Source organism: Georgenia sunbinii (genome assembly GCF_036421875.1).
Classification (GTDB): Bacteria; Actinomycetota; Actinomycetes; order Actinomycetales; family Actinomycetaceae; genus Georgenia_B; species Georgenia_B sunbinii.
Genome location: NZ_JAZGOL010000003.1, coordinates 460,870 through 472,393, shown reverse-complemented (window position 1 = coordinate 472,393; position 11,524 = coordinate 460,870). Strand labels below are relative to the sequence as shown.

Sequence of the window (11,524 nt, the reverse complement as noted above, 5' to 3'; positions counted from 1 at the left end):
CAGCAGACTTGTCACCGACAGCAGGATCGTCCGCGACAGCAGACTTGTCACCGAGAGCAGGATTGTCCGCGACAGCAGACTTGTCACCGACAGCAGGATTGTCCGCGACAGCAGACTTGTCACCGAGAGCAGGATTGTCCGCAACGTCAGGAGACCGCGATGATCGACGACGCCACCTGGGAGCACCTGCGTGAGCGGGCTCGGGAGATGACCGAGCGCGCCTACGTCCCCTACTCCGGCTACCCGGTGGGTGCGGCGGCGCTGGTCGACGACGGCCGCACGGTGACCGGCTGCAATGTGGAGAATGCGGGCTACGGCGTGACGCTGTGCGCCGAGTGCGGACTGGTCTCCGAGCTGTTCGCGACCGGGGGCGGCCGCCTGGTCGCGTTCGTGTGTGTCGACGGCCAAGGCACCGTCATCGTGCCCTGCGGCCGCTGCCGGCAGCTGCTGTGGGAGCACGGCGGCGCCGACCTGCTCGTGGAGATGCCCAGCGGAATCCGCCCGATGACCGAGGTCCTGCCCGAGGCCTTCGGCCCCGACCACCTTGAGACCTACCGTCGCGAGGTCTGACTTCCCGCCCCCGCCTAAGTGTGGAGGCTTGGCCTTACTGGACACCCGGCTCCGGGTCGCGGGGCGCCAGTCCTGACTAGTGGCTTCGTTCGAAGAGCCAGCCCACCGGCTCGCGCAGCTCAGCCTCAATGAGCGGCGTCAGGGTAGCGACGTACCGGTTGGTGAGGTGGGAGCCGTCGTACCAGACAACGACGTTCCCGACGACGGCTGGGCAAGCGCCCGAGCCGGTGCTCATACCGTCCGGGCAGACGTGCGGAAGCATGTCGATGATGTGCGTGCCGGCGGGGAGGTCCTGGTCCTCGAGCGGGTTGGTGTCGGCGATCTGGTCGGCCGTGGCACCGCACTCCACCGGAGTCTGCCCGGAGGCCAGACAGTCGTCCACGCGCTTCCCTGGGCGTGGCGTGCCGCGCACGAGCGCGAGTTCGGCACCAGTGTCGGTGATCTGCTGCCAGCGATGCGGTGCGCCCTCCTGGATGCGTTCTGGGGCAGCGGAGAAGATCCTTGTCCCGTTCGCGATGACGAGATCGACGTCCTCGGTGGCGAGCCAGTCGATGTAGTTGTCGTTCCACGACTGGCACGATGCCGAGTCGGGGTCCTCCGACACCATGAAGGTGCAGGCATCCTTGGTGACCACCAGCAACTCCCAGCGGTACTCGGCCGCGAGGGCTTCGATCGCTGCGTGCCAGTGCACCGAGTGTGAACCGCCGGAGATGACCACGGTCGCGGTGGGGTCATCCGGTTTGTTGGGGTCTTCGCAGACCTTGACCTCGTCGAGGCCAGGGTTGTTGCCGAGATCCTGGACGCAGCCGTCCTCGTAGACGGTTGCCCGCTGTGCTGCGAGGTCTGCGACGGCGGGGAGGTAGTCGTCCGCCGCTGCCGTGCCGGCGTAGGCAGGCGTGGTCACGAGTGCGCCGGGGTAGTTCTCCCAGTCCCAGTCCGCGAACACATCGGCCGTCTGGTGCTGCGGTCGGTCGAGGACGGCGGTGGCGCCGGTGCCGGCGACGACAAGTGCTCCTGCGGCGATGGCGACCACATATTTGTTGACGGTGCGAGCTGTGGCCGTGGACCTCTGCTGCTGCCGGTTCTTTAACGGAGTCTCGATGTACTTGTAGGTGAGCATGGCGAGCGCGACGGTGACCGCGAGGATGACGAGAGCGCCGCGGAGGCCGATCGCGTCCCGGTCGAGGATCTCCATGTAGAAGATGGTGAGCGGCCAGTGCCACAGATAGAGGCCGTAGGCGTGGTCGCCGACCCAGGAGAGTGCCCCGTTGGACAAGAAGCGTGTCGCAGTGCCCCTCGGGTCGTTGTTCCCGCCGTCGGAACCTCCCGACATCAGCACCAGGGTGAGCCCGACCAAGGGCCAGAGCGCCCACGGGCCGGGGAACAGCTGCGCCCCGTCGAGGACGAACCCGCAGGAGACGATCAGTGCCAGCCCCACCCACCCCGCTGGTGCTCGTAGTGGCCGGGGGAGCCGGACGGTGCCTCCCACGAGTGCGAGCAGGCCGCCGAACGCGAGCTGCCAGCCGCGGGTGGTGGTCAGCAAGTACGCCTCATCGTGGTTGTAGCTGCTGACGACGATGGCGTGGCCGAACGACGCGATGAAGACGATGCCGACGAAAATCGCCATTGACCGCGCCGCCGAGATCTTCAACCGCTTGGCAGAAAGGACGGCGACGATCGCCAGGGCGGGCCACACGACGTAGAACTGGCCCTGCACGGAGAGTGACCAGAAGTGTTGGAACGGTGAGGTTTCCGGGCCAGCTGCCCCGTAGGCGAGCTGTGAGCTGATGAGTTCGACGTTCTCGTAGTACAACAGTGAGGCCCGGGCTTCTGCCCACAACTGGTTGTGCTTCGTTACCGGAGAGATGAGCAGCCCAATGAGCAGTGTTGCTGCCAAGACGACCGCTGCCGGGACGAGGATGCGTCGAACCAGACGCCCGTAGTATTTCAGCGGGTCGATATGACCGCGGGTCGCCGCTGCCTCGCGAAGGAGCATCCCGGTAAACAGAAAGCCGGAGACGGCGAGGAAGATGTCGATACCACCGGACACGCGGCCGTCGCCGAACAGGTGGAAAAGGACGACACCGAGAAGAGCGAAGCCTCGGACGCCGTGGAGCTCGGGCAGGTAGCGGCGTTCGGGCAAGCCTTCATCGAGTGCCGCCCGCGTACTTCTGGCATGGCGTGGTGGTGCGGTGGGCATGGTTTTCCTGTGGCGCGGCGATAAATACGGGGAGGTGCGTCAAGCGGGCTCGTCGCTGTGCGTGCTCAACGGTTTGATCGCTGCACGATACTGACGCGGCGCTGGCCAGTATACGGGCTCTGCCGTTGCCGGGATTTCGCCAACCCAGGCTGTGGTGCATCGTTATGGTGCGGCTGCCGAGTTTTGCGTTTGTGACTTTCGCCCTCGTGGTCCCGGTCACAGCGCCCGACGCCGCCGCGGCATAGGGTTGGGCCATGAGCGAAGCATTCGATGTCGTGGACGTCATCCGGCACAAGCGTGATGGCGAGGTGCTCTCGCCGGGCGAGATCAGCTGGGTGGTCGACGCCTACACCCGCGGCGTCGTCGCCGACGAGCAGATGGCGGCGCTCGCGATGGCTATCTTCCTGCAGGGGATGGACCGCGAGGAGATCTCCCGGTGGACCGGGGCGATGATCGCCTCCGGCAGCCGGATGGACTTCTCCGGGCTGTCGCGCCCCACGGCGGACAAGCACTCCACCGGCGGGGTGGGGGACAAGATCACCCTGCCGCTCGCGCCGCTCGTCGCGGTGTTCGACGTCGCCGTGCCCCAGCTCTCCGGCCGCGGGCTGGGCCACACCGGCGGCACCCTCGACAAGCTCGAGGCCATCCCCGGCTGGCGCGCCGAGCTGAGCAACGAGGAGATCTTCCGCCAGCTCGAGAGTGTCGGCGCGGTCATCTGCGCCGCCGGCAGCGGCCTCGCCCCTGCGGACAAGAAGCTCTACGCGCTGCGCGACACCACCGGCACGGTCGAGGCGATCCCGCTCATCGCATCCTCGATCATGAGCAAGAAGATCGCCGAGGGCACCGGCTCGCTCGTGCTCGACGTCAAGGTCGGCTCCGGCGCGTTCATGAAGGACCTCGACGCCGCCCGCGAGCTCGCCCGCACGATGGTCGCGCTGGGCACCGACGCCGGCGTCCGTACGACGGCGCTGCTTACCGACATGTCCACCCCGCTCGGCCTCACCGCCGGCAACGGGCTCGAGGTTCGTGAGTCGGTGGAGGTGCTCGCCGGGGGCGGCCCTGCCGACGTCGTCGACCTCACCGTCGCGCTCGCCCGGGAGATGCTCGACGCCGCGGGCCGCACCGACGCCGACCCCCGCGCGGCGCTCGCCGACGGCCGCGCGATGGACGTCTGGCGCCGGATGATCAGCGCGCAGGGCGGGGACCCGGACGCGCCGCTGCCCACCGCGCGCGAGACGCAGGTGGTCACCGCCGAGCGCGACGGCGTGCTCAGCCGGCTGGACGCCTACGCCGTCGGCGTGTGCGCCTGGCGCCTCGGTGCCGGCCGGGCGCGGCAGGGCGACGCCGTGCAGGCCGCCGCGGGCGTCGAGATCCACGCCAAGCCGGGGGACCAGGTGCGAGCCGGCGAGCCGCTGCTCACCCTCCACACCGACACCCCCGAGCGTTTCGACCGGGCCGAGCAGGCGCTGGACGGCGCCGTCGACATCGGCGACGGCGGTGACGCTGGCGCGGCTCGGGAGGTCGTGCTCGAAAGGATCTCGGGGTGAGCGCCGCCTCGATGTGGCACCGCTGGCAGCTGACCGCGCCGCTGGCCGCGCTGAGTCGACCGCTGAAGACCCCGCCCGTCACGGGGACGGTGCCTGACGCACCGTCGGCGACCGACCGCGAGGGCTTCCCGGTGCTCCTCGGCGGCGCCCGGGCACGCCAGGTGGACGAGACGACCTGCGGCTCGGCGGTGCTGGTGATGATGGCCGCCACCGGTGACCCGGTGCTGGCGGAGTGGCTCGAGACCGGCCGCGTCCCGCGGGGCACGCTGCCGCCGGAGATCCCCCGGGAGTCGGTCACCGGACTCGACGCCGCCGGCCGGTTCGCGGCCGCCCAGCGGCAGGTCAAGCGCCGCACCGGCCGCCGGGCGCTCGGCCCGCTGCCGTGGCCGGCGTCGCTCGGCACGCCGCCGTGGACCGCTGCGCGGGAGGCGCGGTTCCCGGGCGTCCGCTACCGGGTCCGCCCGTTCGACGACGCGACCGACGACGCGCAGGCCGTGCTGGCCCAGGTGGTGGCCGCGACCCACCGCGGGCACCCGGTCCCAATGTTCACCGGCGGTGACCTCCGCGGCGGGATCGCCCACGCGGTGCCCAGGCACGTCGTCCTCGCGGTACCGCCGCCACCCGGAGCGGGGGAGCCGGGGATGCTCAGCCTCTACGAGCCGGGTCGCGGCGAGGTCTACCGCGTGCCGGCCGCCGCGCTCGTCGACCGCACCACGCCGCACCCGGCGCTCGGCGGCTGGACCCACGTGACGGTCGCGCTGCTGCCGGTTCCGGCCTGACTGCCCGGTCGCGGGCACCGGCGACGTGTGGCGATACTGGAGACCCACGGCCGCCGCACGAGGGAGTTGCCAGATGAGCACCCAGACCGGTCCCACGCCCGACACACCCGACCTGCCCGACGACCCGGAGGCCGTCGTCGCGGAGATCTCCGAGCCGAGCGGCGAGGACTACGACCCGCCCGAGCAGGTCGATCCCGACCGGGAGGCCACCGAGGCGGACATGCTCGCCCAGGCGGCGGAGGTCCCCGCCGACGAGGAAGACGTGGTGCCCGCGGGCGAGTGAGCCTCGCGTAGGCTCTGGCCACCGACCCTCAGGAGAGAAGCCATGACCCGCAGCCGCCGTGACGTCGCCCAGCTCGTCGACCACACCCTCCTCAAGCCCGAGGCGACGCCGGAGCAGGTCAGCGCGCTCGTCGCGGATGCACAGTCCCTCGGGGTGCTCGCCGTCTGCGTCTCGCCGTCGCAGCTGCCGCTCGCCGACGCCGAGGGGCTGATCGTGGCCACCGTGTGCGGCTTCCCGTCGGGTGCCCACCACAGCGAGGTCAAGGCCGCCGAGGCCGCCCGCGCGGTGGCCGACGGCGCCGACGAGGTCGACATGGTCATCAACCTCGCCCAGGCCGTCACCGGTGACTGGGCCGCGGTCGAGGCAGACATCGCCGCCGTGCGCGCCGCGGTGGCGGCGCCTGCGCTGCTCAAGGTGATCATCGAGTCAGCGGCGCTGACCGACGACCAGATCGTCGCCGCCTGCCGGGCCGCGGAGGCCGCCGGCGCCGACTTCGTCAAGACCTCCACCGGCTTCCACCCGACCGGTGGCGCCAGCGTCGAGGCGGTCGCGCTCATGGCGCAGACCGTGGGCGACCGCCTCGGCGTCAAGGCCTCCGGCGGGATCCGGGACGCTGCCACCGCGACGGCGATGCTCGACGCCGGAGCGACGCGGCTGGGGCTGTCCGGCTCCGCCGCAGTCCTCGACGGGTTCGCTGACTGAGGTGAGTCGGCGCTGCGGTCTCAGCGCCGCCGAACGGCCGTGAGCAGCCCGCCCCCCGACGGCAGCAGCGCGGCAGCGAGCCGCTCGTCCTCGCGGACCGTCCGGCCCAGCTCACGCATCGCCACGGTGGCCTCGTCGCGGCGCGCCGGGTCGGCCACCCGGTCGAACCACAGCGCCCCCGGCACCGCCAGCACCCCGCCGACGCGTAGCATCCGCACCGCCTGCTCGACGTAGTCCGCAGCCTCGGTCGGGTCGCCGTCGACGAGCACGAGGTCGTAGGCGGCGTCGGCCATCCGCGGCAGGACGTCCAGCGCCCGCCCCGAGATGAGCCGAGTGCGTGCCGGCTTCACGCCGGCGGCCGCGAACGCCTCACGGGCCGCGCGCTGGTGGTCGGTGTCGACGTCGATCGTGGTGAGCACGCCGTCGGGCGCCATCCCGCCGAGCAGCCACAGGCCGCTGACGCCGGTCCCGGTGCCGACCTCGACGACGGCGCGTGCCTCGACGGCGGCGGCCAGCAGCCGCAGCGCTGCACCGGTGCCGGCCGAGACGGCTTCGCAGCCGAGCTCTTCGGCGCGGGCGCGTGCCTCGGCGACGACGTCGTCCTCAGCGATGAAATCCTCGGTGTAGGCCCAGGACTGGGCCTTGTCGGCAGCGATCGTGGGCCTCCCGGCGGTCGTCGCCCGTGCGGACGTCTGGTAGTCACCCGATCGTAGCGTCGTGCCGCCGGGCGGCGGGGATGTCGGTGCACCCAGGTAGCATTCAGGTACGCGACCTAGCGTGGTGCTCCGCCACCCGCGAGGAAGAGGCCCCGATGACCACCACCGACGACTCCGCCTGGACGCCGCCGTCGTGGGAGGAGATCGTGCGTGACAACTCCGCACGCGTCTACCGGCTCGCCTACCGCCTCACCGGCAACAAGGCCGACGCCGAGGACCTGACCCAGGACACCTTCATCCGGGTCTTCCGGTCGCTGCACTCCTACCGGCCGGGGTCCTTCGAGGGCTGGCTGCACCGCATCACCACCAACCTCTTCCTCGACGGTGCCCGCAAGCGCACCCGCCACCGGGTGACGCCGCTGGGCGACGACGCCGAGCGCCTCGTCGCCTCCCACGAGGGCCACGACCTCCACCGCCGGTTCGAGTACGAGAACTTCGACCCCGACGTCCAGGACGCGCTCGACGCGCTGCCGCCGAAGTTCCGCGCCGCCGTCGTGCTCTGCGACATCGAGGGGCTGTCCTACGAGGAGATCGCCGCCACCCTCGGCATCAAGATGGGCACGGTGCGCTCGCGGATCCACCGGGCCCGCGCAATGCTGCGCGACTCGCTCGAGCACCTGCGGCCCAGCGCCGTGGTTCCGGAGCGGGTATGACGCACCTCGGGTCGCGCGTGACGGCGCTGGTCGACGGGCAGCTCCCGGCCGAGGAGGCCGAGGAGTCGCTGGCCCACACCGTCACCTGCTACGAGTGCGCCGAGCTGCTGCGCCGGGAGCGGTCCTCCCGCCGTGTGCTGTGGCAGGCCGGCGACATCGTGCCCGACGACGACCTCACCGCGCGGCTGCTCGCGATCCAGCACCCGGGCGGGCACGGAGCGCCCCGCCGCCGGGCGTCACGGCCGATGCTCGTCGGGATCGGTGCGGCGGCAGCGTTCGGCGTGGTCGCTGCCGGCCTGCCGGTGCTCGGCGCGCTCAGCGAGGACCGGACCGATCCGCAGGACATCCTCGCGGCGGTCGAGGGCCGCACCGGCACCACCCCCGAGGGCCTGCCGTCGGGCATGGCAGACGGTTCGTCGACCGCGGAGGTCGTCGGGTGGCTCGCCGACCACGGCTGGAGCGTGCCCGACCCGCTGCCCGGGGGGATGCGGGTCGTCGACGTCGAGGTCTTCGAGAGCGACACCGGCGAGGTGCTCGAGGTGGAGCTGGCGGGCGAGACGTCCTCCATCCGCCTGCTCCAGCAGCACGGCCGGCTCGCCGCCGACGACGCCGCGGTCACCCGTCTGGACGACGGCGGCCGGTGGCGGCTGGGCACCGGCGGGCAGCACGTGGTGCTGCAGAGCGGCGACCGCGTCGTCGTCGTCACTCCGGCGGTCAACGTGAACGGTGCCGGCGCGCAGGTTCTCGAGGTGATGCCGGCCGGCGAGTACGACACCTCGGTGCTGGGACGCTTCGGCCGGGGCTGGCAGGCGGTGGCATCGTGGGCCACCGACTGAACCGTGCGGCGAGCGGCGAGCAGGCGTGGAGAATGGGACCATGACCGAGCGACGCGACGAGTTCGCCGACGATCCCCGCACCGGGCACGACGGCGGGGCGGAGTACCCGCCGGCACCCGCCCCGGAGCCCGAGCCGTACTCGGCTCCCGCTGAAGAGGCCGAGCGCTGGTCCCCGACGCCGGAGCCCGTGGTGGCCCCCGCACCCGAGCAGCCCGAACCCGAGCAGCCCGTTCCCGGCGCGCCGTCGGCCGGACCGCGGGACCGCGACGGTTGGGCGGCCGACGAGAACCGCAGCCCCTCGCCGTACGCCGGCTGGGCCACCGCCGCGCCGCGCGCCGCCGTACCGCCGGCCGCAGGGTCGAGTGCCGCAGGGTCGCCCACCTCGGGATCATCCACCGCGGGATGGCCCACCGGAGGATCGCCCACCGCCCCACCGCAGCCGCTCACCTCCTACCCGCCGTCGACCACACCGCGGGACTTCGCGCCGGGCGACTACGCCGCCGCTCCCACCCAGGCCTTTCCATGGGCGGACGTCCGGGGCCACGGCGCGCCCCACGAGCATGACCCGCAGCAGCAGCCGGCGCTGCGCCCCCGCAAGCAGCGTCGCGAGCGGCGCCAGGTGAGCCTCGCCGTCGTCGTGCTCCTCGTCCTCGTGGCCCTGCTCGCGGGGCTCGTCGGCGGCGCGCTCGGCGGCCGTGAGCTGTTCGCTTCGCAGTCCCCGTCGTTGCCGACCTCGGCGGCCGGCGTGCCGGTCGACCGCGCGCCGGAGAGCGTCGCGGCCATCGCGGCCGCAGCGCTGGAGAGCACCGTGTTCATCCAGGTGTTCGGCGACTCCGCGGCGAGCAGCGGCAGCGGCATGGTGCTGCGCGAGGACGGGTACATCGTCACCAACGCTCACGTCGTCGCGGCCGCTGGTGAGTCGGGCCGGGTGACGGTGACCTTCGCCGACGGCGCCGAGGAACCGGCCGAGATCGTCGGACGGACGGTCGAGTACGACCTCGCGGTGCTGCACGTCGACCGCGACGGGCTGGTGCCGCTGGTGCTCGCCGACTCCAGCACCGTTGTCGTGGGGGACCCGGCGGTCGCCGTCGGCGCCCCGCTCGGCCTCGAGGGGACGGTGACGACCGGGATCATCTCGGCGCTCAACCGGCCGGTGCAGGCCGGCGGCTCGGGCGACGGGCAGTCGGCATTCATCAACGCCATCCAGACCGACGCCGCGATCAACCCGGGCAACTCCGGTGGGCCGCTGCTCAACCTCGGCGGGGAGGTCGTCGGGATCAACACCGCGATCGCGCAGACCGCCGGCCGGGAGACCGGCAGCATCGGGCTCGGCTTCGCCATTCCCTCCGACCAGGTCAGGCGCACCGCCGAGCAGATCATCGAGCAGGGCCAGGCGACCTACCCGGTCATCGGTGTCGCGCTCGACACGCAGTACCAGGGCGAGGGTGTCCGGGTGCTCGAGCAGGACACCGGCGGCACCGAGGCGGTCACCTCCGGCGGTCCGAGCGACGTTGCCGGCATCGAGGCCGGCGACCTCATCACGCGGGTCGACGACGCACCGGTCACCAGCCCGTCCGAGCTCATCGTCGCGGTGCGCGCCCGAGCGCCAGGAGAGACGGTCCGGCTCACCGTGCGCCGTGACGGCTCGGAGCGCGAGGTCGACGTCGTTCTCGGGGAGCAGACCAGCGAGTGATCCGTTGCGGTCCATGAGGGTCGCGGGGCCGACTATCCTGGGGCTGTGAACGGGTCGGAGCTGATGCTGATTGCGGTGCTCGCCCTGCTGTTGATCGGGCCGGAGCGCCTGCCGCAGTACGCGGAGCAGCTGGGCAAGTTCGTGCGCGGGCTCAAGCGGTTCACCACCGACGCCTCGCAGCGGGTCAAGGACGAGATCGGTGACGAGTTCAACGACCTCGACCTCGCCTCCTTCGACCCGCGTCAGTACGACCCGCGCCGGATCGTGCGGGACGCGCTGCGCGACCCGGCGCCCGGCGCCCGGGCAGCCACCCCGGCGGCCGCCGCGGCCGCCACCAGCCGGGCCGCTGGCGTCAACCAGGCGCCCGGCGGCGAGGCCCCGTTCGACGACGAGGCGACCTGAGGGCTACAGCGGGCTGATGCTCAGCGAGCGGCCGGCGAGGCCTCGTGCTCGGTGGCTCAACCGGTCCGACAGCGACCGCAGCGCCGTCACGCCGGGCGACGTGCCGTCATCGAGGACGTACGGCACCCCGGAGTCCCCGCCCTCGCGCAGCGCGACCTCGAGGGGCACCTGGGCGAGCAGCGGGACGTCGTAGCCGAGGGTCTCCGACAGCCGCTCGGCGACGGTCTGGCCGCCACCGGTGCCGAACAGCTCGAGCCGCGAGCCGTCGGGCTGGTCCAGCCACGACATGTTCTCCACGACGCCGACCACCTTCTGGTTGGTCTGCGTGGCCAGCGACCCGGCCCGCTCGGCGACCTCGGCGGCGGCCGTCTGCGGGGTCGTGACGACGAGCAGCTCGGCGCCCGGCAGCAGCTGGGCCACCGAGATCGCGATGTCGCCGGTCCCCGGCGGCAGGTCGAGCAGGAGGACGTCGAGGTCGCCCCAGAAGACGTCGGCGAGGAACTGCTGCAGCGCCCGGTGGAGCATCGGCCCGCGCCACACGATCGGCCGTCCGGGCGGGGCGAACATGCCGATGGAGATGACCTTCACGTCCTTGGCCACCGGCGGCAGGATCATGTCGTCGACCTTGGTCGGCGGGTGCTCGACGCCGAGCATCCGGGGGATCGAGAAGCCGTAGATGTCGGCGTCCACGACACCGACCTTGAGGCCGTCGGCGGCCATCTGGGCCGCGAGGTTCGCGGTCACCGTGGACTTGCCGACGCCGCCCTTGCCGGAGGTGACGGCGTAGACCCGGGTGAGGTTGCCGGGCTCGGCGAACGGGATGGTCGGCTCGGCGGAACCGCCACGCAGCTGGGAGCGCAGCGCCTTGCGCTGCTCCTCGCTCATCACGCCCATGTCGACGCGGACGCCTGCCACGCCGTCGACCCGGGAGGCGGCCTCGGTGACGTCCTTGGTGATCGTGGACTTCAGCGGGCAGCCGGCGGTGGTGAGATCGATCCCGACGACGACGTTGCCGCCGTCCTCGAGGTCGACCGAGCGCACCATGCCCAGCTCCGTGATGGGCCGGCGGATCTCGGGGTCCAGGACCTTGTCGAGCTCGACCCGGATAGCTTCGATCGTGGGGGCACTCATACCTTCCATGGT

11 protein-coding genes and 1 pseudogene are annotated in these 11,524 nt (G+C 72.0%); 9 read left to right on the top strand and 3 right to left on the bottom strand.

The annotated features are described in order from the left end of the window. Positions 1 to 153 precede the first annotated feature (153 nt). Positions 154 to 570: pseudogene (locus V2J52_RS10045) on the top strand (cytidine deaminase); the annotation flags it as partial. A gap of 76 nt (positions 571 to 646) precedes the next feature. Here the strand turns inward: V2J52_RS10045 and V2J52_RS10040 are convergent. Continuing rightward, a complete protein-coding gene (locus V2J52_RS10040; RefSeq protein WP_331227545.1) occupies positions 647 to 2,713 on the bottom strand; it encodes an acyltransferase family protein in 2,067 nt (688 codons plus the stop codon). A gap of 311 nt (positions 2,714 to 3,024) precedes the next feature. On the opposite strand from V2J52_RS10040, the gene V2J52_RS10035 reads away from it, so the two are divergent. From V2J52_RS10035 to deoC, 4 genes are all read left to right on the top strand, one after another. Further along, complete coding sequence (locus V2J52_RS10035; RefSeq protein WP_331227544.1) at positions 3,025 to 4,317, top strand: thymidine phosphorylase; 1,293 nt, start codon at positions 3,025 to 3,027, stop codon at positions 4,315 to 4,317. Then, entirely contained in the window at positions 4,314 to 5,096 is a 783-nt protein-coding gene (locus V2J52_RS10030; RefSeq protein WP_331227543.1) for a hypothetical protein, read from the top strand. Before V2J52_RS10035 ends, V2J52_RS10030 begins: the two co-directional genes overlap by 4 nt. A 73-nt stretch (positions 5,097 to 5,169) precedes the next feature. After that, the gene (locus tag V2J52_RS10025; protein ID WP_331227542.1) at positions 5,170 to 5,379 is read left to right on the top strand and encodes a hypothetical protein; all 210 of its coding nucleotides are present in this window, start codon (positions 5,170 to 5,172) and stop codon (positions 5,377 to 5,379) included. A gap of 42 nt (positions 5,380 to 5,421) precedes the next feature. Continuing rightward, positions 5,422 to 6,081: a deoxyribose-phosphate aldolase gene (deoC, locus tag V2J52_RS10020; protein WP_331227541.1), complete on the top strand. Its 660-nt coding sequence runs from the start codon at positions 5,422 to 5,424 to the stop codon at positions 6,079 to 6,081. A gap of 20 nt (positions 6,082 to 6,101) precedes the next feature. Here the strand turns inward: deoC and V2J52_RS10015 are convergent, their stop codons facing one another. Then, positions 6,102 to 6,962, bottom strand: coding sequence for an O-methyltransferase (locus tag V2J52_RS10015; protein WP_434056405.1), 861 nt, complete (start codon positions 6,960 to 6,962; stop codon positions 6,102 to 6,104). On the opposite strand from V2J52_RS10015, the gene sigE reads away from it, so the two are divergent. The 4 genes from sigE to V2J52_RS09995 are packed head-to-tail and all read left to right on the top strand — an operon-like array spanning position 6,893 to position 10,381. Further along, on the top strand, positions 6,893 to 7,450 hold the full coding sequence (gene sigE, locus V2J52_RS10010) for an RNA polymerase sigma factor SigE (RefSeq protein ID WP_434056404.1): 558 nt from the start codon (positions 6,893 to 6,895) through the stop codon (positions 7,448 to 7,450). The two genes, V2J52_RS10015 and sigE, sit on opposite strands and share 70 nt — an antisense overlap. Continuing rightward, the gene (locus tag V2J52_RS10005; RefSeq protein ID WP_331227539.1) at positions 7,447 to 8,286 is read left to right on the top strand and encodes a hypothetical protein; all 840 of its coding nucleotides are present in this window, start codon (positions 7,447 to 7,449) and stop codon (positions 8,284 to 8,286) included. Before sigE ends, V2J52_RS10005 begins: the two co-directional genes overlap by 4 nt. Positions 8,287 to 8,326: 40 nt before the next feature. Beyond that, on the top strand, positions 8,327 to 9,979 hold the full coding sequence (locus tag V2J52_RS10000) for a S1C family serine protease (protein WP_331227538.1): 1,653 nt from the start codon (positions 8,327 to 8,329) through the stop codon (positions 9,977 to 9,979). A 45-nt stretch (positions 9,980 to 10,024) separates the two neighbouring features. Next, entirely contained in the window at positions 10,025 to 10,381 is a 357-nt protein-coding gene (locus V2J52_RS09995; RefSeq protein WP_331227537.1) for a twin-arginine translocase TatA/TatE family subunit, read from the top strand. Between the two features lie 3 nt (positions 10,382 to 10,384). Here the strand turns inward: V2J52_RS09995 and V2J52_RS09990 are convergent, their stop codons facing one another. Then, positions 10,385 to 11,521, bottom strand: coding sequence for an Mrp/NBP35 family ATP-binding protein (locus V2J52_RS09990; RefSeq protein ID WP_331227536.1), 1,137 nt, complete (start codon positions 11,519 to 11,521; stop codon positions 10,385 to 10,387). Positions 11,522 to 11,524 lie beyond the last annotated feature (3 nt).

Excerpts from the sequence above, each read along its gene's own strand:
- V2J52_RS10005 (WP_331227539.1), top strand. The coding sequence starts at position 7,447 with ATGACGCACCTCGGGTCGCGCGTGACGGCGCTGGTCGACGGGCAGCTC.
- V2J52_RS10025 (WP_331227542.1), top strand. The coding sequence starts at position 5,170 with ATGAGCACCCAGACCGGTCCCACGCCCGACACACCCGACCTGCCCGAC.
- deoC (WP_331227541.1), top strand. The coding sequence starts at position 5,422 with ATGACCCGCAGCCGCCGTGACGTCGCCCAGCTCGTCGACCACACCCTC.
- V2J52_RS09990 (WP_331227536.1), bottom strand. The coding sequence starts at position 11,521 with ATGGAAGGTATGAGTGCCCCCACGATCGAAGCTATCCGGGTCGAGCTC.
- V2J52_RS10035 (WP_331227544.1), top strand. The coding sequence starts at position 3,025 with ATGAGCGAAGCATTCGATGTCGTGGACGTCATCCGGCACAAGCGTGAT.
- sigE (WP_434056404.1), top strand. The coding sequence starts at position 6,893 with ATGACCACCACCGACGACTCCGCCTGGACGCCGCCGTCGTGGGAGGAG.
- V2J52_RS10000 (WP_331227538.1), top strand. The coding sequence starts at position 8,327 with ATGACCGAGCGACGCGACGAGTTCGCCGACGATCCCCGCACCGGGCAC.